The organism is Pigmentiphaga litoralis (assembly GCF_048632615.1).
In the GTDB taxonomy this organism is placed as follows: Bacteria; Pseudomonadota; Gammaproteobacteria; order Burkholderiales; family Burkholderiaceae_B; genus Pigmentiphaga; species Pigmentiphaga litoralis_B.
Genome location: NZ_CP184479.1, coordinates 2,596,797 through 2,618,916, shown reverse-complemented (window position 1 = coordinate 2,618,916; position 22,120 = coordinate 2,596,797). Strand labels below are relative to the sequence as shown.

The 22,120-nt window shown below is 59.5% G+C and carries 13 protein-coding genes; 8 read left to right on the top strand and 5 right to left on the bottom strand.

The window, feature by feature from the left end:
• Nucleotides 1–67 precede the first annotated feature (67 nt).
• On the top strand, nt 68–1,603 hold the full coding sequence (locus ACNANG_RS11705) for a cryptochrome/photolyase family protein (RefSeq protein ID WP_420227306.1): 1,536 nt from the start codon (nt 68–70) through the stop codon (nt 1,601–1,603).
• On the opposite strand, the gene ACNANG_RS11700 is transcribed toward ACNANG_RS11705, so the two are convergent.
• The 3 genes from ACNANG_RS11700 to ACNANG_RS11690 all read right to left on the bottom strand — a co-directional run bounded on the left by ACNANG_RS11700 (nt 1,600) and on the right by ACNANG_RS11690 (nt 5,694).
• On the bottom strand, nt 1,600–2,241 hold the full coding sequence (locus ACNANG_RS11700) for a DsbA family oxidoreductase (protein WP_420227305.1): 642 nt from the start codon (nt 2,239–2,241) through the stop codon (nt 1,600–1,602). The two genes, ACNANG_RS11705 and ACNANG_RS11700, sit on opposite strands and share 4 nt — an antisense overlap.
• 28 nt (nt 2,242–2,269) lie before the next feature.
• Nucleotides 2,270–2,878 carry a flavin reductase family protein gene (locus ACNANG_RS11695; protein ID WP_420227525.1) on the bottom strand — a complete coding sequence of 203 codons (609 nt, stop codon included), beginning with the start codon at nt 2,876–2,878 and terminating at the stop codon, nt 2,270–2,272.
• A gap of 1,649 nt (nt 2,879–4,527) precedes the next feature.
• Nucleotides 4,528–5,694, bottom strand: a complete 1,167-nt coding sequence (locus tag ACNANG_RS11690; protein ID WP_420227304.1) for a pyridoxal phosphate-dependent aminotransferase — start codon at nt 5,692–5,694, stop codon at nt 4,528–4,530.
• A gap of 538 nt (nt 5,695–6,232) precedes the next feature.
• On the opposite strand from ACNANG_RS11690, the gene ACNANG_RS11685 reads away from it, so the two are divergent.
• A complete protein-coding gene (locus ACNANG_RS11685) occupies nt 6,233–6,439 on the top strand; it encodes a cold-shock protein (RefSeq protein ID WP_179582560.1) in 207 nt (68 codons plus the stop codon).
• A gap of 79 nt (nt 6,440–6,518) precedes the next feature.
• Here ACNANG_RS11685 and ACNANG_RS11680 read toward each other — a convergent pair whose 3' ends face one another.
• A complete protein-coding gene (locus ACNANG_RS11680) occupies nt 6,519–7,523 on the bottom strand; it encodes a D-2-hydroxyacid dehydrogenase family protein (RefSeq protein ID WP_420227303.1) in 1,005 nt (334 codons plus the stop codon).
• Nucleotides 7,524–7,713: 190 nt separating this feature from the next.
• Here ACNANG_RS11680 and ACNANG_RS11675 point away from each other — a divergent pair, with 190 nt between their 5' ends.
• Nucleotides 7,714–9,579 (top strand): phosphoenolpyruvate carboxykinase (GTP), encoded by a 1,866-nt coding sequence (locus ACNANG_RS11675; protein WP_420227302.1) that lies wholly within the window; start codon nt 7,714–7,716, stop codon nt 9,577–9,579.
• 1,031 nt (nt 9,580–10,610) lie between these two features.
• Here the strand turns inward: ACNANG_RS11675 and ACNANG_RS11670 are convergent.
• The gene (locus ACNANG_RS11670) at nt 10,611–10,886 is read right to left on the bottom strand and encodes a hypothetical protein (RefSeq protein ID WP_420227301.1); all 276 of its coding nucleotides are present in this window, start codon (nt 10,884–10,886) and stop codon (nt 10,611–10,613) included.
• Nucleotides 10,887–16,960: 6,074 nt separating this feature from the next.
• Between ACNANG_RS11670 and mnmG the strand changes: the two genes are divergently transcribed.
• The 5 genes from mnmG to ACNANG_RS11645 are packed head-to-tail and all read left to right on the top strand — an operon-like array spanning nt 16,961 to nt 22,040.
• Nucleotides 16,961–18,898, top strand: coding sequence for a tRNA uridine-5-carboxymethylaminomethyl(34) synthesis enzyme MnmG (gene mnmG / locus ACNANG_RS11665; RefSeq protein WP_420227524.1), 1,938 nt, complete (start codon nt 16,961–16,963; stop codon nt 18,896–18,898).
• A gap of 33 nt (nt 18,899–18,931) precedes the next feature.
• A complete protein-coding gene (rsmG, locus tag ACNANG_RS11660; protein ID WP_420227523.1) occupies nt 18,932–19,624 on the top strand; it encodes a 16S rRNA (guanine(527)-N(7))-methyltransferase RsmG in 693 nt (230 codons plus the stop codon).
• A complete protein-coding gene (locus ACNANG_RS11655; RefSeq protein ID WP_420227300.1) occupies nt 19,621–20,187 on the top strand; it encodes a lipocalin family protein in 567 nt (188 codons plus the stop codon). The genes rsmG and ACNANG_RS11655 overlap by 4 nt, the downstream gene beginning before the upstream one ends.
• Before the next feature lie 35 nt (nt 20,188–20,222).
• A complete protein-coding gene (locus ACNANG_RS11650; protein ID WP_420227299.1) occupies nt 20,223–21,083 on the top strand; it encodes a ParA family protein in 861 nt (286 codons plus the stop codon).
• 39 nt (nt 21,084–21,122) lie between these two features.
• The gene (locus tag ACNANG_RS11645) at nt 21,123–22,040 is read left to right on the top strand and encodes a ParB/RepB/Spo0J family partition protein (RefSeq protein WP_420227522.1); all 918 of its coding nucleotides are present in this window, start codon (nt 21,123–21,125) and stop codon (nt 22,038–22,040) included.
• Nucleotides 22,041–22,120: the final 80 nt, after the last annotated feature.

Here is a 22,120-nt window from a genome sequence, read left to right as displayed (position 1 = left end):
ACACGCATTCGCCGTCGCACGCCGGGCATCGCCCCCGGCCGCGCCGCAGCCGCCACTGCGCAGGCTGGTGATCGTTCTGGGTGACCAGCTCGACGAGCAGGCGTCGGCCTTCGACGGCTTCGACGCCGCGCAGGACGCGGTATGGATGGCCGAGGTCGCGGAAGAATCCACGCACGTCTGGAGCACCAAGCCGCGCATTGCCGTGTTTCTGGGCGCGATGCGCCACTTTCGCGAAACCTTGGTCGCGCGCGGGGTCACCGTGCACTACCTGGCGCTGTCGGACCCCGCCAATCCAGGCACCTTGCAGGCGGCGCTGACCGACGCCATCGCCAGGTTGCACCCCCAGGCGCTGGGCATGACCGCGCCGGGCGACTGGCGCGTGCTGCATGCGTTGCGCGACGTGGCTCGCCACCATCAGTTGCCGCTGCACCTGTCCGACGACCGGCATTTCTTCAGTACCGTCAGGGAATTTGCCGACCATGCACGCACGCATCGCCCGCTGCGCATGGAGTATTGGTATCGCGAAATGCGCCAGCGTTTCGGCATTTTGATGGAGCAGGGCAAGCCGGTGGGCGGACGGTGGAACTTCGATACCGACAACCGGAAATCCTTCGGCAAGGCGGGTCCGAAAGACGTTCCGCCGCCAACCCGGTTCGCACCTGACGACATCACGACCGGCGTGATCACCGAGGTCAACACCCGGTTCGCGGAACACCCCGGTTCGCTTGCATCATTTGCCTGGCCGATGATACGGCCGCAGGCACTGCAGGCCCTGCAGGACTTCGTATCGCAGCGGTTGCCAGGCTTCGGCACGCACCAGGACGCGATGTGGACGCACGAGCCCTGGCTGTACCATTCGCATCTGTCCTCGTCACTCAACCTGAAGCTGCTGACGGCGCGGGAAGTGGTCCAGGCTGCGGTGGACGCGTGGCAGTCGGGACATGCCCCGCTGGCGTCGGTGGAAGGCTTCGTGCGGCAGATTCTGGGATGGCGCGAATACGTGCGCGGTGTGTACTGGACGCAGATGCCGGGCTATGTCGACCGGAACGAATTGCAAGCCACACGAGACCTGCCCGCCTTCTACTGGACGGGCGATACCGACATGGCCTGCCTGCGCGCCGCGATCGGCCAGACACTGGAACACGGCTACGCGCACCATATCCAGCGGCTGATGGTGACCGGCCTGTACGCGATGATGCTGGGCGTGCGGCCGCGCGACGTGCATGAGTGGTATCTGGCGGTCTACGTCGATGCGGTGGAGTGGGTCGAAATGCCCAATACGATAGGCATGAGCCAGTACGCCGATGGCGGGCTGATGGGCAGCAAGCCCTATGTCGCCACCGGGCGTTATATCGATCGTATGAGCAACTACTGCAAAGGCTGCCGCTTCGATCCCGGCGTGTCGACCGGGGCCAGGGCCTGCCCGTTCACCACGCTGTATTGGGACTTCCTGCTGCGGCATGAGAGCAGACTGCAGTCCAACGAACGTATGAAGATGCCTTTGAAGCATCTGGATCGGCTGGATGCGGAACAGCGCGATGCGGTCCGCATGCAGGCCGAGATGCATCGCGTATCGGTCGGCGCGAGCTCGCGTGACGGTTAGCGGCTCGCCATCAACAGTTGCGCCAGCACTGCCGGCGGCTGTGCGCCACTGACATCGTTCCAGCCCACCCGAAAGTGCGGCACGGCGTCGATGCCGTCCTGATGCGCCTGGTTTTCTTCCGCAACGACCTCGGCTTCACCCGCGCTGCCAGAAAGAAAAGCTCGCACCTCGGCCACGTCATAACCCTGCTTGCCGGCAATCTCCGCGAGCACGTCGGGACTGCCAATGTTGCGGCCTTCCTGGAAATACGCCGAGTAGATCGCATCATGCAGATGCACGCGCCTCGCCGCATCCCCCTGCGATTCGGCAAAGCGGATCAACCGGTGGGCCAGCCTCGAGTTGGGCGTGATGTCCATTTTGTCGAACGCGAATACGGCGCCTGCGTTTTCGCCCGCGCGGGCGACCTGGGCGTCCAGCGCCAGGGACCGCTCCCAGCTGCCAAACTTGCGCGTGCGGTATTCACGCCGTGCGATGCCCTCGGGCGGCAGGCCCGGGTTGAGCTCGAACGGATGAAAATGCAGGGCCACCTGGTCGGCCATGCCGGTCTGCGTCAATGCCGCGCGAAGATGGTGATGACCAATCCAGCACCACGGGCAGACGAAGTCATAAGTGATGTGGACATCGAGCAGATCGGACATGGTGTTCTCCAAGACTTGGTATGCGTGCTTATTTGGGACGGCGCAGCTTGAACAGCCCTTCAGGCAGGATTTCAAAATAATCCGCTGGACCGCCCGCACGCAGTACATGCCCGGCGTGCGCCGTGTCGTAGATGCCTTCCCGCAAGCTGGACGGCGCAATGTGGATACCGACCACTTCGCCCAGCACCAGCCAGGTCTCGACTTTTTCGCCCGCGGCGCTCTGCAACTGGATCAGCTGGGACAAGCGGCATTCGAAAGAAACCGGGCTTTCGGCAACGCGGGGCACGCTCACGACTTTCGACGCAACCGGCGTCAGACCTGACAACGCAAACTCGTCCACATCGGGGGCGACCATGGCGGACGTGGCATTCATGCGCTCGACCAAGGGACGCGTCACCAAGTTCCAGCAGAATTCGCCGGTGGCTTCGATGTTGTGCAGGCTGTCTTTCGACCCGATGCTAGCGAAGCCCACGATCGGCGGTGTGTAGTTGAACGCGTTGAAGAAGCTGTAGGGCGCCAAATTCAGCACGCCGTCGGCCGATCGGGAAGAGACCCAGCCAATCGGACGCGGCCCGACGATGGCGTTGAACGGATCGTGCGGCAGCCGGTGCCCCTGCGCCGGTTCATAGAAGTGCATGTCTTCTGACACGGAAGTCCTCTTGCTAATCAGATGACGCATCCGGGCGATGCCGGTGCGCGCGTGCGGGTAAGTGTGGAGGTTCTGGCAATGAGCTTAGCACCGCGACCTGCGACACGGCTCTAGGCAACCCCGCGTAGGACTCTACGGAATGCGAAGCGCTGGCGACCCGTTCGTGGCCAGGACTACCGACGTGCAGACGCCACTATTCCACTGGGGAATACCTTTCGGACGGAAGGTGCTTTTTGGTTCGGGCAGGGATAGCTGCCCTCGTGCCCGAGTTTCGACCTATTTCCTGGGCCGCGCCCTGGCGATTTTCGCCGCTCCGACCTTTCCCTGGCACGAAGTCAAGCGCCGTCCAGCACGGATCCGTGGCTACTTGCCCTGTGGACAAGCTCTAGCTGGCGCTAGTGTGTACAAGGTGTTGACCCTTTCTGAACAAGCGCGTTTTTTCTGCCTTCGCGAAAAGTTGTCCAAGATGGCGTGCAGCAGTTGATCAGGGTTGTGCGGAACGGCAAAGCTGTCTAAGGCGTTGATTGTGAAAAGAAAAACCAGGTTGTTCGACTTATCCACACCCTCCTATTAGCTGCCACTATGTCAATACATAGTTATTCATGGAACACCGGTAGCTTTCCGGAACGAGAAGGATGGCACGCTACACGCACGTCGACGCAGGAAAGCGCATGGGAAAAAATCGAAAGGAAGAGGTGGGAATTAGGCTTGTTATGACCGACTTGGACGAATGCCAAACGTCGAGCCTGTCGATAGGAGCAGCCCGTATTGCTCAAAAAATATGCAAAGTGGCATGCCTGAGTCGAATGGTGCTCACAAAATAGGCGTTCGTGCATCGGTATTGGAGTTATGAACAGCACATATAGGCCGCTGGCAGCGAGATCGGAACCGTTTTTTCCAAAATTGAAGCGTCGGCAACGCCTTCGTCTGACCGACACGCTTCCTTTTTTGATCGAAAACAACGCCTGTTTCTGCATCAGCACATCTTTTTTCCCAGGAAGAAAAAATAGTTGCGTGTGGATAACGCCTTGGAAGGCGCTCTGTGTACAAGCTGTTGATCGATCCTGCACAAACAGGTTTTTTCGTCCTTCGCGAAAAGTTGTTCATTGCTTCACAGCGTCCAACCTGGGACTTACTCGGGTTGGAAGACGCTGCTAAGTCAATGATTCGATTGAATCTTTATGTCTTGTTCGACTTATCCACAGGCACCTACTATCTGTGTGCTATCTGTACAGATAGCTCTGAGTAATTCAACCCCTCACGTCAATCCACAACCCTGTGCCGAGCATCGGCCAGGGCCATGGACAAGGCCGTTTCGTTCCGGCATTCTTCAGGCTTCGCATCTCGGAAAGGATGCGTTACCGAGGGAACCGGCCTTCCTTCGTCAAGTTGCAAGGACGGGCTATCGGAGATCTGATCGCGCAGGTGCGTTGTCAGGTGAGGTCAAGCTGCCGTCGACCTTGCCCACGGCGCGAAGCTTGAAGGCAGGGAAAATTGCGGTTCCATTCGACTGCTCAAAAGTTAGGCAATGCGCTGATTGATCGGTCGGGTTGTTCACAGGCAAAAAAAGCCCGGCGGTGAGCCGGGCGGTAGGTGCAAGAAAGGTCAAGAGGGGGCGACAGCCACCGTTTGCCAGGTCACACCGTTCGAAGTCGTTCGATGGCCAGATCGAGCGTCTCGGCGCGTTTCGCAAAACAGAAGCGGACCAGCTGGCGGTTGGATGACGCAGCATGCGGATCGCCGTAAAACGCCGCGATCGGAATGACGGCAACGCCGTGATTCAAGGTCAGCCAGCGCGCGAATTCGGCCTCCGGCAAGTCGGAGATGGCGCTGTAATCGGCCATCAGGAAAAAGGTGCCCGGAGAAGGCAGCACCTTGAAGCGCGTCGTGGCCAGACCGGCAGCCAGCTGATCGCGTTTTGCCTGGTAGAAGGCGGGCAGGTCCAGATAGTGGCGAGGTTCCGCCATGAACGCCGCCAGGCCGGCTTGCAGCGGTGTCGCGACCGAAAACACCATGAACTGGTGCACCTTGCGGAACTCGTCCGTCAGAGACGCCGGGGCGCAGCAGTAGCCGATCTTCCAGCCGGTCGTGTGGTAGGTCTTGCCGAAGGACGAAATGACGAAGCTGCGCGCCGCCAGCGCTGGGCGGCGCGCTACCGATGCATGCGGCACGCCATCGAACACGATGTGTTCATAGACTTCGTCCGAGATCAGGTAGACGCCTGTCTCGGCCACGATGCGTTCCAGGGCATCCAGATCGGCGTCGTTTAGCACGGCGCCGGTCGGGTTGTGCGGGAAGTTGATCATCAGCAGGCGTGTGCGTGGCGTGATCGCGGCGCGCACTTTGTCCCAATCGGGGCGGAAGGTGGGCTGCAAGGGGCCGGGCGGTGTCAGCGCCACCGGCACGGGAATGCCGCCGGCCAGACGGATCGCGGGCACGTACGAGTCGTAATTGGGCTCGAGCACGATCACTTCGTCGCCCGTATGGACGCACGCCAGGATGGCGGTCATCAAGGCTTGGGTCGCGCCGCTGGTGACCGTGATCTCGCTGTCGGCATGGTAGTTCGAGCCGTACAACCGCGTCGTCTTAAGCGCGATGGCCTCGCGCAGGGCGGCAATGCCCGGCATGAAGGCGTATTGGTTCTGCCCGTCCAGCATCGCCCGGTTCACGAGCGACAGCAGCTCGGGGTCGGGATCGAAGTCCGGGTAGCCCTGGCCAAGATTAACGGCCTGGTGTTCAGCCGCGAGCCGGCTCATCACCGTAAAGATGGTGACGCCGACGTCGGGAAGTTTCGAGTTCAACATAAGGAAGGAGTCCCTGAGGGATAAGGGCAGCCGCGCCAGTCTACCCGCACAGCCGCGTTCCGCCACCGACGGCGCGACGACCGCCGGGGTCAGGATTACTGGCTTTTGCTGACTGCCGAGTAGGTATTTATTATCTCGGCCGCACTTTCCGGAACGTTAGATGCGCATGACAGCAACGCCAGGGTCGTTGCGGAATTATTAATGCCGCCCTTAATACCGATGGCGGCGAGACGCAGACTACGGCATACCAATTGCCGTTCGGCCGGTAATTCGCACGGTGCTGGTGCACGCACGGAAACCGGTTCCAGAAAGGTGCGTATGCCCCGTTGTAGCGCCCCCTTGCGGCATTTCGCATACTTCACAAAAAGGGGTATTGATTCGCCCAATCCACGCAGGTATGCTGCATTTCGCAGTGGATTCAAGTATCACGCAAGTCCCGTCTGCCATCTGCGCGTGTGGGAATACCGCAGTCAGTTCGTGTCGGCGTTCTTGTTTTGCATTGTCTGATCTATTGGCACATATTTAGAGGACGCCGATCATGGCACAAAAGGGCAAGGTTAAATGGTTCAACGCGGACAAGGGCTTCGGTTTCATTACCCCCGATGCCGGTGGTCCTGATGTATTCGCACACTTCTCCGCCATCACGGGCCGCGGTTACCGCAGCCTGACGGAAGGCCAGGACGTGGAATACGAAGTCAAGGACGGCCCCAAAGGCCCGCAAGCAGCGGACATCAAGCCGCTGTAAGCGACACTGGCGGGGCGCAAGCTTCGCCGGGTGGTACGGCGTTAAAAAAGCCCTCCTGGTTCGCCAGGGGGCTTTGTCATTACCGTGTGCTCAACACTTCCGGATTGACGATGTTCTTGGGCTGGCCTTGCACCCAGGCCACGATGTTTTCGAAGGCGACCCTGAAGTACATCTCGTAGCTGTCGGCCTCGACAAAGCCGATGTGCGGCGTGCAAATGACGTTTTCCATCCGCAGCAGGGGGTGTCCCTGCAGGATGGGTTCCGACTCGAACACGTCGATCGCGGCCAAGCCAGGGCGCCCACGGTTAAGCGCCAGCACCAGCGCATCGGACTCGATCAACTCCGCTCGCGAGGTGTTCACGATCAGCGCGGTGGGCTTCATCAAGTTCAGGTCTGCCTTGCTCACGATCCCACGGGTATCGTCGGTCAGCTTGAGCAACAGGCTGATGACGTCGCATGTCTGGAAGAAAGTGGCTTTATCAGGCGCCACGTCCCAACCGTCTGCCTTGGCGCGTTCCAGGGTCGACTCACGGCCCCAGATCACGACTTTCATCCCGAATGCCTTGCCGTAGCCCGCCACCAGCTTGCCGATGCGGCCATACCCGTAAATGCCCAGCGTCTTGCCGTGCAATACACTGCCGAGCCCGAAGTTCGCCGGCATCGACGAGGCCTTCATGCCCGATTGCTGCCATGCGCCGTGCTTAAGGTTTGCGACGTATTGCGGAATACGCCGCATCGCTGTCATTATCAGAGCCCACGTCAATTCGGCCGGGGCGACCGGCGAACCCACCCCTTGGGCCACCGCAATGCCGCGTGCCGTACATGCTTCGATGTCGACATGCGATCCCGCGCGGCCGGTTTGCGCAATCAACTTCAGCTGAGGCAGTTTCTCGACCAATGCGCGGCTGATCGACGTGCGTTCACGGATGAGCACCAGGGCTTCGGTATCACGAAGGCGGACCGCCAGTTGGCCCAGGCCCTTTACGGTGTTGTTGTAGACCTTGACCTCATGCCCATCGAGCAAAGAAATGCAATGGAGCTTACGGGCGGCATCTTGGTAGTCATCCAGAATAGTGATGCGCATTCTTGGGTTCCTGATATGTTTTGCGGTGGTGAGTAACGAGTCGGTCCGGCAGCGCCACCCGCGGTAACCAACCCTTTCCAGGCCACGTCATGCGGTGGGATCGGGTGCAGTATATTAAGTCTGCCGAACCCATCGTTGTTCGGGCTATTGATAAATTCGGTGCAATCGCACCCCAGGAGAGACGTACGTCATGAACGCAATTCCCAAGACAGCGGAAGGCAGCATGCTTCCCGCAATCAACGCCCCCGAGTGGGTTCAGCATGAAGCCCTCAAGGCGTGGGTGGCAGATGTCGCGGCTTTGACGCAACCTGACCGTATCGAATGGTGCGACGGTTCCCAAGAAGAATATGACCGCCTCTGCGCGCAGATGGTTGAGTCCGGCATGCTGCGCCGCCTCAGCGCCGAAAAGCGCCCCAATTCCTATCTGGCCTGGTCCGATCCCGACGACGTGGCGCGTGTGGAAGACCGCACGTTCATCTGTTCCGAACGCCAGGAAGATGCCGGCCCGACCAACAACTGGACCGACCCGACCGAGATGCGTGCCACGATGCACGGTCTGTTCGAAGGCGCCATGCGTGGCCGCACGCTGTATGTCATCCCGTTTTCGATGGGTCCGCTGGGCTCGCCGATCGCGCACATTGGCGTCGAACTGAGCGACTCGCCCTATGTGGTCGTCAACATGAAGCTGATGACGCGCATGGGCAAGAAGGTCTATGACGTGCTGGGCACCGACGGCGAATTCGTGCCGTGCGTCCATACCGTCGGCGCTCCGCTGCAACCCGGCCAGGCCGACGTGCGCTGGCCCTGCAACAACACCAAGTACATCGTTCATTACCCCGAAACGCGCGAGATCTGGTCCTTTGGGTCGGGTTACGGCGGCAACGCGCTGCTCGGCAAGAAGTGCCTGGCGCTGCGTATCGCTTCGAAGATGGGGCAGGACGAAGGCTGGCTGGCCGAACACATGCTGATCCTGGGCGTGACCGCACCGGACGGCGCCAAGATGCACGTGGCCGCGGCATTCCCGTCGGCATGCGGCAAGACCAACTTCGCCATGATGATCCCGCCGGCCGCGCTGCCAGGCTGGAAGGTCACCACCATCGGTGACGACATTGCATGGATCAAGCCTGGCAAGGATGGCCGCCTGTACGCGATCAATCCGGAAAATGGCTACTTCGGCGTGGCCCCGGGCACGAACGAAAAATCCAACTACAACTGCATGGCCTCGCTGCGCGAGAACGTCATCTTCACCAACGTCGCGCTGACCGACGACGGCGATGTGTGGTGGGAAGGCATGGGCGAACCGCCGGCGCATTGCATCGACTGGCAAGGCAAGGACTGGACGCCGGAAATCGGCAAATCCACCGGCCGCAAGGCTGCCCACCCGAACGCCCGCTTCACGGTCGCTGCCGTGCAGAACCCGGTGATCGATCCCGAGTACGACAATCCCGCCGGTGTGGCGATCGACGCGTTCATCTTCGGTGGCCGTCGTTCGACGACCGTCCCGCTGGTCACGCAAGCGCGCAACTGGAAAGAAGGCGTCTACATGGCCGCAACGATGGGGTCGGAAACGACCGCCGCCGCTGCCGGCAAACAAGGCGTGGTGCGCCGCGACCCGTTCGCCATGCTGCCGTTCTGCGGCTACAACATGAGCGACTATTTCCAGCACTGGCTGGCGCTGGGCGAAAAGCTCGAAGCCTCGGGCGCCAAGCTGCCTGGCATCTTCTGCGTCAACTGGTTCCGCACCGACGAAAACGGCAAGTTCGTGTGGCCGGGTTTCGGCGAGAACATGCGCGTTCTGAAGTGGATGCTGGAGCGTGTCCAAGGTGCGGGTACCGGTACCGAACACGTGTTCGGCGTGTCGCCGAACTACGACGACATGACCTGGGAAGGCGTGGATTTCACGCGTGAACAGTTCGACCAGATCACCGCGATCGACACCGCCGCATGGCGCGAAGAACTCAAGCTGCACGACGAGTTGTTCGCCCTGCTGCAACAGCGCCTGCCGGCTGAGTTGCTGGCCGTGCGCAAGCAGCTGGATCAACGTCTGGGTGCGTGATTTGCCGGGTCGGGAAAGCTCCTGGCCGACGGCTGTTGGCGAGAGCTTTACCTGACCGGTGATTGACTGCGTATTGGCCATGGATCGATCGGTGGTTGGCTGTTTGGTTGATCACGAGATGCTGGTTGCTTCGTGGTCGATTGGACGACGTTCTATGGGACTGATTGGTCATAGGTCGCGGATTGGGGGATGGTCAGCCAAGGGTGATTTGGTCGGCATCTGACGGTCTGTTGACGGTGATCCCGGTCTTGATTCGATCCCGGATGTACGTTCAAGAGCAGGTCCAGCGGTACAAAAAAGAGCGCTTCGGCGCTCTTTTTTTGTTTGTTGATCATTGTTGAACATGCTCATTGGTGAGTGCGTTCGTTATTGAGCATTGGTGGTCATTAGCGGTCTAAGGAAAAATTTTGGTCGGTTTGTTTGGAGGTTTGGGCGTGGGAGTGGGGTGGGGGCGGGGGCGGGGCTAGGAACCGACCGCAAACGCGTCTGGCCGTGTGTTGTGGTGTTCGGTGGCCCGACTGGTATGCGGTCGCGGGTAGGCTTTGCTCTGCTGCGGACTAGTTGCGAGCTTGCTGGAAGAGGTGAAGGCTGCGGTTGTTGTGCATCGTGCGTCGTGGATCGTGGATCGTGGATCGTGCATTGTGCATCGTGCATCGCGCATCGCGCATTGTGTTGCGGCGCCGGAGGTTTGGCGTCGGCGAATCGAGGGTTGCTGTGGTTCGAGGACCGGTACCTTGGTTGGCCATGCGTGCTGCCCACCGCAACGCGAGTTTTTGAGTGCATTGCGCCGGCAAGGCAACTTTCCGAGTAGCGTCAAGTGCTGTTCACGGGACCATGGCTGAGCTGATGGCTGCCGATTTGACTGATCGCGATGGCCGCAGCGAAACTGGCTTTGTCCTGTATTTAAGGACGTCCATTACCCGATATCCAATTTTTTCGTTTTAGTGACTAATTTGGAATAGGCTAGGAACAGATTTTGGATCTTCGTTTTGCACGTTTGAGCAGGATTACGTGGGTTCGCAATAGTGCTTCTAAAAAAACGAGGCATACGACTTTTTGGGGTGCTCAGCTTCATCTGACGCCGCAGTAGATGTTGGATGCGGTGTTGCCAGGTCGAAGTGCCGCACGATTTCCTGCAAAGAAATCGGGATGAGCTTTTCATGGCTGTACCGAAAAGCGCAATTGACTGCATTGAGGTTCACCATTCGAACCGGCACATCACGATGCGCCGCGTTGCTGTCTTTCTTGTCCACGTGCAGAAAAAGCACTCTGCACATGCCGTACCGTCTGTGCGCGCTGTCGGTCACGCAAGTTTCTTAGTTCGTAAGCGCTGACCGCTTGCATTAGGCACCGCTCAGGCTGCGGTGGTCCTATCCTGCTATACGCATTCCGCCTTGTCACCTAATCCGACTACCGACCAAACGCCCGGTTTTTAGGGGCTTGTTGCGGTCGGCGCGTGTCGAGATTTCTGTAGCAGCGCAAGGTGCTAAGTATGCAAGGCTGTGGATAAGTAGTTCCAGACAACAATTCTTATTTTGTGGATAAGTGCAGATATCTTCTCGTTGTACGACTGCACTGCCTGTCTTTTACCTTCGTTTTTTGCCGAATGGCGAACCGAGAAGCTTCGCAGGCGGTTGTCGGCATACACCTAATGACGACATGTCCAGGAGTATGACTGGCTTGGTTTCACGTGAAACAGCAGAAATGCACCGCGGTTTGGCCTTGATCTATCGCCACTTGGCAGTTCGAGCGCTTGAAATGCCCACTATTGCCCGCTGCAGAACCAGAAAAGTGGCGCTCTATCTCGAGCGCTTAGGCTCAACGAAATGGAAAAGTTGAATCTTCGATCTGGTCACGGTATGGCCTGTGGGCAACTTTGGGGAAAAGAATCCGAGCGGGCACCTATCTCGGCCGATACGACCATGCCCAAACGCAATGCACCCGTTGTTGTAGACGGCCCTTCATTATGCGGCGTCTAGTGAATAACCATGTGGACAAGTGCTTCCCGGTAACTTACTGAGTTTGTGGACAACTGCCACAAGTTGGGAGGGCCCATCAGATGATCGGGCCGGTATCCAACTGCTTTGCATGATTTCTGGCGAAGGACACGTAGAACGCATGGCGAAGCAATAATGGCGCGGTATTCCGTCTGCAGTGCAATGGCCGTGTTAAAGAGGATGGCGGCAGACCTTTGCCGTGCGAGGTGCTGACGTCAGATATTGGTAGTCAGGGCTATCCAATCTCGGTCTTGCCACCAGACTTCGCGTACCTAATACATTCAACCAGAAAGAAAGGGTCGGGCACCTGTGCGGCCGGGATCGGCACTGTGGGCAACTTTGGGGACAAAGGGGACGCCGTGAGTGGAATTATGCGAAACAACGATGCCTATTTCCTGAACACACTGCGCTTGTTCATGGTTGGTACATCGACTCTTGGGAGCCGAGACCAAGTCGTAGGTGAGGGACTGTCTCTCAGCCCCCGTAGCATCTGTGACGCGTGTTAGTGGACTGCAGATTTCCTGGAAGTGGTGCTATCGGAACCCAGGCACGTGCGTCACATTTCGCCATTGCGCCAACGCATAAAGTCTGGCCCGACACACACTGCCGTTTGATCGAGGCGTTGACTCAGACAACCTGATGGACCTGCGGATCCCTGCGGCTTCACGTGGAACCGTCGCAATCCTGGAAGTGGTGCTATCGGAACCCAGGCACGTGCGTTGCATTTCGCCGTTGCGTCAACGCATAGATCCTGGCTATACACACGCTGCCGTTTGATCGAGGCGTTGACTCAGACGACCTGATGGACCTGCGGCTCCCTGCGGCTTCACGTGGAACCGTCGCAACATCCGGGGCAACACGCGGTTGGTAACGAAGCCTCGTAGTGCCGATGATTGGCGCTGTTTTCCGTGAGTAGCGCTGCGGTCGGTGACTGACGCTGCTGTCAGTGAGTGGCGTTGCCTTCATTGAATGGCGCCGCCGTCAGCGAGGGTCGTTGCCGTCAGTGAGTGGCGTTGCCGTCAGTGAGTGGCGTTGCCGTCAGTGAATGGCGTCGCCGTCAGTGAGTGGCGTTGCCTCCAGTGAAGAACGTTGCCGTCAGTAAGTGCATTGCCGTTGATGAGTGGCTTTGCCGTCAGTAAGCAGCAAGTCTGCTAATAAGCGGTGCTCCAATTGACGAGTGTAGTGCGGTCGATCAGCGGTGTTGGGTTTGATGGGGGGCATCGTCGCCGTTACCGAGTCGCGCCGCAATCGATGATGGCGCTGCGGTAGGCGCGTGCCACTGCCGTTGGTTAGGACGCTAGCGGCGAAGAGGGTGCCGTCAGTGATGTGGGTACTGCCGTCCACGATTACGATTGCGGTGGATGATGGCAGTGTCCTCGAAGGGTGAAGGCCGCCGAAATGGCGCCCTTTGCCGAGTGACCGGGCCACATACTGGGCGGCGTCGGCTGCGGCCAGGGCTGGCGAGGTAGGGCAGGGCCGTCAATGAGGAGCACACCCACAGGACTGGCGGGCCCGGGCGCTCGAAGGCATTCACGCGGGACGACGGCTGGTACGGCAAGGAACGGCACGCTGGGAAACGTGACGCTTCCGGTGGGAACAGTGCGCGCTCGCGCGGACGGAAGGACATATGCACCGTGGAGCTGGACAGCGGTTCCTTCTGAAAGCCGACGCACAGCGGTGCATGGGAATAACCGCGTGTGGGTATCTGCAACGAATCGCCTGCATTGCCGAAGATGCACACTAGGGCGAGCAGCGCAGCCAGCGCGACGGCACACAACGGAATGCATGACCGGGACGTGAGGTGCCGCAACTTGCCACGACGCAATATGCCGAGTGCGACGGGATCGGACAACCAGGCGTCAGCAACGCCAAGCGTTGAAAGGGCTTCGGCACGCGACGAGAAACGACGCTTGAGCAACCGGATGGATCGTCAGCAGCTGACGTCGCGTACCGGTACTTGGCAGCACAGATCGCTTACCGCTGGAGAGGATCCTCAAGAGCGTCGACACGCGCGAATAGGTGCTTGTCATTCGTCGGGCGAGAGGAGTTATCCGCCACAAACACTGGACATGGTGCTGCGGGTGACGACCCACCTAGCATGCCAGAGTCACGTGAAACGTTTGATGATGCGTGTGCGGACCGCTGTGCTGGCCGTTGCGAAGAAGTAAGGACCGGTATGCGCTCAAGTGACGGCAGGAGTCGAGTGTTGCATCAGGCTAAATGCCGGCCCACGGTGACAGCCAGAACTAGGGCTAGCCGACTTGGAGACGAACAAGCACCACGGCACGCGACGACCGGGGAAACGAAAACACGTAGTGACATAAGGCCACGTAAAACCGTCAACCATGCGAGAACCATGGCGGGACTGCGCATGTGCACTGGCGCGGGTGGCCCGGATGGCGGCAACGACCAGGGCAGGGGGCAGTGAACGCTTCCAGCCTCACAAGTGTGCCAGGGAGTCTTTAGTGTTGGCTTTCGTCGCTGCTAAATCCCTCCATACCCGACGACAGGTCCAAGTACATGTTCGTGGCATCAAACAAGGCGAGCTTTTTCAACTGCGGGTAGTACGGCGATACCAGGCGCAAGCCGGTCGAAGTAGACGAGGCCGCGTAAAGCCACTCGGCATAGCCGATACGCCTAAGTCGGATGTACAGAAACGTGTGATGGTGCAGGGGTTATGTGACTCTTGGAGCACTTTTAGGGGTGAGGGCCTCACGGTACCGGGTACCCGTAAGGAGGCTGCAGGCTCCAGGAGCAATAGCCAAGGCGGATTACTAGTGCTACGAGGTCGATGGGCGATCGAAGGTCCGATGGGTGTATAGGCTAGGAAAGAAAGAGCTGAGGTGGGAACTGCCAAGACGCAGGAGGGATAGCAGGTGCAGTGGCGACCGGAGCATGCGGAACATTACCTGAAGCGTGGCCGTCGTTTGTGCTGGCCTCTATTCGGAGGTCAAGGCCAGTGGCGTGTGTGTGCGAACAAGAGCTAGGGATGGAAGACAAGTTGCGCAGAGCATCAACCGGTCGAGCCGAGCATTAATAGGTTGAGCCAAGTATTAGCAGGTTGGGCGGGGCATCGACAGGTTGGCCCAGGCAACCTACTGGTTGAACCAGGCATCGACAGGTTGGACCAGGCATCGACAGGTCGGACCAGGCATCGACAGGTTGGACCCGGCATCGACAGGTTGGACCCGGCATCGACAGGTTGGACCAGGCATCGACGGTTTGGGCCAAGCATCGACAGGTTGGACCAGGCATCGACGGGTTGGACCAAGCATTGACGGGTTGGACCAGACATCGACGGGTTAGGCCAAGCATCGACAGGTTGGCAAATAATCCGGGCTGTTGTTGACCAGAGGCGGGCTGGGACCGAGCATCAGCATACAGACCATGTTTGGCGATGCGAACCTCTCGGTGGCGAGGGATACACGTGAAACGCTGACGATCAGGATCGATGTCAGAACTAAAGCCTGTGCCAAGCAACTACCGCCGCTGAGCGCGTGGCGATTCTAAAGTGGTTCGAGATACCTAGAAATTTGGTCGGCTGCTCGGAGATAGGCAAACGCAAGTCAGAGCCGACGGTGCCTATGCGTAGTCGGGAGAACGCACATCGCCGAGTCGTTAATCAGCCGGCACTACGCAAAGATCTCGTACACACGAAGGCTTCAAGGTGAAAGCCTGTTGCGCGGCGCGAGCGTCACCAATGTCGAATGCAATGCGATTGATCAGCGCTATGCGACGTTCGATACACCCTCCAATATCAACCGGAGTAGCCGTCTGGTCCGGCGTGCGTTAGCAGGAAGTCAAACGTCCAAGCGGCAGGGTCAGGGAGACCAACATCGTGCTATCTCCCCTCGCCACGCGGACAGGCAAGGACCATAGTCTTGCGGGCTGCCTGACAGGAGCAACGACCATGACTTGACGCCTGCAGAATGAAGACCACCCAGGCAGCGGAAGTGACCGGGCAGAATTCGAGCGCAGGCTGATCGGTTCACCCAGAGTGCCGGTGCTGGGAGCCACTTTGTCCGTCGCAGCAGTAGCCGCGATCGGCCCACCTGCTGGATGTCGATTTCGGCATCGACCCGCCACCTGGAGTGATTCGCCGTGCCGCGCCTCCATCTGCCATGGACGCGCACACAGCAGGACGCGCACACAGCAGGACGCGCGTGCTTGGCGAAGAATTTAAGATTGGTCGCGATGTTGAGATAGCAGCACTGCAACTCGAGTGAGGGACTGCGGCGGCATAATCAGCGTAGCGAAGCATGAGCGAGTCGATGTCCGGTTTGGCCAGCTGACTGGCGAGGAGTTTGGTAGCCTGCGCAATGAACCCGACATTGACCGACGGCGTAGAAAAGAATGCTACAGGCGGAGGAATCCATGATCGCAGGCATATGGGCCGTTGCCGCATCACATCAACATTAGCCAGTCAGGATGATCAACAGCGTAGAAAGGGGTGCGGCAGGCGGAGGAGTGCGTGATCGCCGGTATATGGAGCGTTGCCGCAGCACATCAACATTGACCCGTCAGGATGACCGGATAGCGCCCGTCGATACGCTCGCCAGGACGCTTAGACGTCCTGACAAGCGGCTTCGAAGCCATTCCTGTCCTCCCTAGGCAGCGATGCTGGATGATCATTGGCACGGAACTGCTCATCATCAATGAAACAAACGCATTTGTATTTTGGCGATGTTCGTCATTCGCTCAGCTGAGTGCTCCCTCGTATCGCGGGAGATGGCGCGAATCAGACGAGGCGCGGTCAACAGGCACGGTCAACGAAATCTGCCTTGCAGTTTTGGGCGGAACGATCAAGGCGATCGGGGGTCCCGATGCCGTCGGGTGCATATGGTTCTTCACCGCGCCTGTCGGACTGACATTTCAATTAGTCGCCTTCGACGATGTTTCACGTGGAACATTGGTCGCAGGCTGCTAGTGTTCCGCACGCTGCGCGTGTCGGGATAGACCGATCATCCGCAACTGCGTACTCAGCGTGCCGGAAATCTGGATACATCGTCGGTTTGTGGAAAAAGTTGGGGATAACGACGGGATAAAATGGGATAACTTGCGCCTGATTCCCGCCTGACCACCAGGGGTACGAGCGCTACCGTAGCAGAATCTTAGTAAGGAAGGCGTTTCATAGACGCCTTATCAGTAGCTCGGCGCACATACCAGTCGCGATAGAGCACACTTGCCCCCTCAATGTTTCACGTGAAACAACACACCCGCGATGTGTTCCACGTGAAACATCGACCGTTTGCCTGGGACCAGAACAGCCTAAACGTTCGCTCATTACCGCCCGACGCACCTATAATCATGGGTCTTGCCTAAACTCTGTGCAGTTTGGAGCAGGGCGACGAGACCGAACCTGCGTCTCTAACTGGATGCTCATCATGTTGTACCCCACCGAATTCGACGTCATTGTGGTTGGCGGCGGTCATGCCGGAACCGAAGCTGCGCTGGCTGCTGCCCGTTCGGGAAGCAAGACGCTGTTGCTCACGCATAACATTGAGACGCTTGGCCAGATGTCCTGCAACCCCTCCATTGGTGGGATCGGCAAAGGTCACCTGGTCAAGGAAGTCGATGCGCTTGGCGGGGCCATGGCGCTGGCTACCGACGAAGCGGGCATCCAGTTTCGGATTTTGAATGCTTCGAAAGGGCCTGCTGTTCGTGCCACACGCGCGCAAGCAGACCGGGTGCTGTACCGCAAGGCGATTCGTGACCGGCTTGAAAATCAGCCCAATCTTTGGCTGTTCCAGCAAGCTGTCGACGATCTGATGGTAGAGGGCGACCGCGTCGTCGGCGCGGTTACGCAGATCGGTTTGCGCTTTCGCAGCCGCACGGTCGTCCTGACTGCGGGTACATTTCTGAACGGTCTGGTCCATGTTGGTCTTCAGAATTATCCTGCTGGACGCGCCGGCGATCCTCCAGCTGTCTCGCTCGGCATGCGGCTGCAGGAGTTGAAGCTGGGGCAGGGGCGGTTAAAGACTGGTACACCGCCTCGCATCGACGGTCGTAGCATCGACTTCAGCAAAACGGAAGAGCAGCCGGGTGACCTGGATCCCGTGCCGGTGTTCTCGTATCTGGGAACCACGGCCATGCATCCGCAGCAGGTGCCTTGCTGGATCACCCATACGAATGAGCGGACACACGACATTATTCGCGCGGGTCTGGACCGATCGCCGATGTACACGGGTGTGATCGAAGGGGTAGGCCCCAGGTACTGCCCGTCGATTGAAGACAAGATCCACCGCTTTGCCGACAAAGCATCGCATCAGATCTTTCTGGAACCCGAGGGGCTGACGACCAACGAGTTCTATCCCAATGGCGTGTCGACCAGTCTGCCGTTCGATGTGCAGCTTGATCTGGTGCGGTCGCTGCCAGGCTTGGAAAACGCGCACATTCTTCGCCCTGGGTACGCGATCGAGTACGACTACTTTGATCCACGTGGATTGAAGGCATCGTTCGAAACGCGGGCGATCGGTGGCCTGTTCTTTGCCGGGCAGATCAACGGCACGACGGGTTACGAAGAGGCGGCCGCGCAAGGGCTGCTGGCGGGCATCAACGCCTCGCTGCAGGCGCAGGGCAAGGATGCCTGGACGCCACGCCGTGACCAGGCCTACCTGGGCGTGCTTGCGGATGACTTGATTACGCGGGGCGTGACGGAACCGTACCGGATGTTCACGTCGCGGGCCGAGTACCGTCTAAGTCTGCGGGAAGACAATGCCGATGCACGATTGACGGAGGTTGGCAGGGAGCTGGGCCTGGTGGGCGACGCTCGCTGGGACGCCTTCAATCGCAAGCGTGATGCTGTCGCCAGCGAGGTCGAACGCCTGAAGTCGACGTGGGTCAACCCACGGTCGTTCAACGCGGAGGCTGCGACGCAGCTGCTGGGTAAAGCCATCGAACGGGAATACAGCCTGTTTGATCTGCTCAAGCGGCCGAATGTGTCGTACTCGGCTTTGATGCAAGCCGAAAACGGGGATGCCGGTCTGCTGGCAGGCCCGGGAGTAGCCGATACTATCGTGGCCGATCAGGTCGAAGTGCAGGTGAAGTACGCCGGCTACATCACCCGCCAACAGCATGATGTGGAAAAGCAGGCCGGGCACGGGAATCAGCGTATTCCTGCAGACATCGACTACGACAGTGTCACCAGCCTGTCTTTCGAGGTTCGCCAGAAGTTCAAGACCCACCGTCCGGAAACCGTGGGCCAGGCTGCCCGCATTTCCGGCGTTACGCCGGCGGCGATTTCTCTGCTGCTGATTCACCTGAAACGGCGCCAGCATGCCCGGCGCGCAGCGGACGGATCATCCAATCAAGTGGCAGCCTGAGCCGTGGCAGAGTCGACCAAATCCGATTTATCCCTGACTGACGGCCCGTTCAATGGCGGCGTGTTTGCTGACAAGCTGGCGGCGGATTGCGCGACGTTGCGCCTTCCGCTCAACAATGTCCAGATCGACCGGCTGCTGAACTACCTGGCGCAGATGTTGCGATGGAACCGCACCTACAACCTGACGGCCATTCGTGAGCCCGAACAGATGCTGCTGCATCACATCGTCGACAGCCTGTCGGTGGTGCCCGAACTGGCACAGCATCTGAAGGGTAAACCGGCTCGGATCCTGGATGTTGGATCGGGCGGTGGGCTGCCGGGCGTGGTCCTGGCGATTGCCAAGCCTGACTGGGAGGTCTGCTGCGTGGATGCGGTGGAGAAAAAGACCTCGTTTGTTCGCCACATTGCCAGTGTGCAGGGCATCAAGAATTTGAGCGCCGTTCACTCCCGCGTCGAAGATCTGGCGTTGACCAACAGTGACATTGTGATTTCTCGTGCGTTCGCTTCGCTTCAGGATTTTGCTGCGTTGGCCGGGCGGCATGTGCGTCCGGGTGGCAGCCTTGTCGCGATGAAGGGGCACCCGCCCGAAGAGGAAATCACAACGGTGCGCGACCAGGGTGAATGGCGCGTGACGGGGGTGATGCCTTTGTATGTTCCACGTTTATCCGCACGCCGCTGCCTGGTCTGGATGGACCGTGGCGATGTGTCTCAGGAAGGAGAAGCATGATGGTTCGCCGGCTTGTTGCCCGGACCTGCGTGGCGCTGTCGATGGCTACCCTGTCGGCGGCGTCGTTCGCCGCGGCCCCTCCGGTAACGTCGGTCCCGCAGCTGGACGTGGTCAACTACATGGGTCAGTGGTACGAAATCTCCAAGTATCCGAACCGATTCCAGAAAGATTGCCGGCGCAACACGACGGCCACGTATCGTGCCTTGCCTGAAGGCGGCATCGAGGTGGTCAATCGATGCGAGCAGGAAAACGGAAAGGTGGAAGAGGCCGTGGGGCGAGCGCGTCCAGGCAAGACGTCGTCTCAGCTGGAAGTGCGTTTTGCGCCGTCCTGGTTGTCTTTCCTGCCATGGGTGTGGGCCCCATACTGGGTGATCCAGCTCGCTCCCGACTATCGGTATGCGGTGGTCAGCGAACCCGACCGCGAATACTTATGGATATTGGCACGCAGCCCCACACTGTCGCCCGAGGACCAGCGTGACATCATGTCGAAGCTGGCGGATCAGGGCTACGACACAAGCAAGCTGCAACGCACCGAGCAGACCGGCAACTCCACTCAAAAATGAAGCGAAACCACGATTAGATGTCTGCAGATTCCAGCATGCCCAGTCCGGTAACGGACGGCGAAAGCCCCGTCAGTCTCGATGCAATCACCGGGGTCGAGCCGCTCAACGCAAAGAGCGCCCGCGCAACTGCCCGGGTGTTTTGCATCGCCAATCAGAAGGGCGGGGTGGGCAAGACCACGACGGCTGTCAACCTGGCGGCGGGGCTGGCGTCGCATGGCCAGCGGGTACTGCTGATCGATCTCGACCCGCAGGGCAACGCGACCATGGGCAGTGGCATCGACAAGCGTCAACTGGCCGCCACGCTCTATCAGGTCCTGATTGGCGAGGCGACCATCGCCACCGCAGCGGTGCCGTCGGAGGCCGGAGGGTACGACGTCCTGCCCTCCAACCGCGAACTGGCGGGGGCCGAGATCGACCTGGTCGGTCTGGATGACCGTGAACAGCAGTTGAAGCATGCGATCGCCACCGTGGCGGACCGCTATGACTTCGTTCTGATCGACTGCCCGCCTACGTTGTCGTTGTTGACGCTGAATGGACTGACCGCCGCGCACGGGGTCATCATCCCTATGCAATGCGAGTACTTTGCCCTGGAAGGCCTGTCCGATCTGGTCAATACCATCAAGCGAGTACATGCGAATCTAAATCCCGACCTGCGCGTGATCGGTCTGCTGCGAGTCATGTTCGACCCGCGCATCACGCTTCAGCAGCAGGTGTCCGCACAACTGGAAAGCCACTTTGGAGACAAGGTGTTCGCTGCGGTGATTCCGCGGAACGTCCGTCTTGCCGAGGCGCCAAGTTATGGCATGCCGGGTGTGGTTTTTGATCCGAATTCCAAAGGGGCTCAGGCCTACCTTGCGTTCGGCGCCGAAATGATCGAGCGCGTGAAGACGCTGTAGTCCGGAGCATCCATGGAAACGAAAGCAGGACTCAAAAAAGTGACCATCAAGAAACCCAAAGGCCTTGGCCGTGGACTCGACGCCTTGCTTGGCGCCGACGCGCCTGCCGTGAGTGGCCTGGGCAAGCGGGGCAGCGAGGCGGTGGCCAGTGGCCCACCCGCGGTGCTGCCGATAGCCCAGATGCAGGCCGGCCAATACCAGCCGCGGTCACGCATGGACGAGGGCGCACTGGCCGAACTGGCCGAGTCCATTCGCACCCAGGGGATCATGCAGCCTATCCTGGTGCGTGCGTTAGGGCAGGGCAAGTACGAGATCATTGCCGGCGAACGGCGCTTTCGTGCGGCGCAGTTGGCCGGCCTGACCGAGGTGCCGGTGCTGGTCCGGGAAGTGACGGACGAAAATGCTGCCGTAATGGCGTTGATCGAGAACATTCAGCGCGAGGACCTGAATCCGCTTGAGGAAGCGCAGGGGGTGCACCGTCTGATCGACGAATTTGGGATGACGCATGAAGTGGCGGCGCAGGCGATCGGCCGGTCGCGGTCGGCAACCAGCAATCTGCTGCGCCTGTTGAACCTGGCGGCGCCGGTGCAGACCATGCTGCTGGCCGGCGATCTGGACATGGGACATGCACGCGCGCTGCTGTCGGTCGACGCGGCAACGCAGATTCAATTGGCGACGGAGATCGTAGCCAAGCGCCTGTCGGTGCGAGAGGCTGAAAAGCTGGTGGCACAGACCCAGGAAGTGTCACAGCAGAAGGCAGGCGGCAAGAAATCGTCCGCCAAATCCCGCGACGTGACCCGTCTGGAAGAAGCGTTGTCGGACCGGCTCGGTACCCAGGTGGTGTTCAAGATCGGCGCTAAAGACAAGGGCCAGATCGTGATCGACTTCCACGGGTGGGAGCATTTGTCGTCGTTGCTGGAAAAGCAGGGTTTTGGCGACGTGCTGGAAGGCAGCTGATGGGAATCGGGCAGTAATGCGGCCCGGTACCCTGGATATTTGAAAAAGGCGGCGCTGCCGCCTTTTTCTATGGGCGCTCA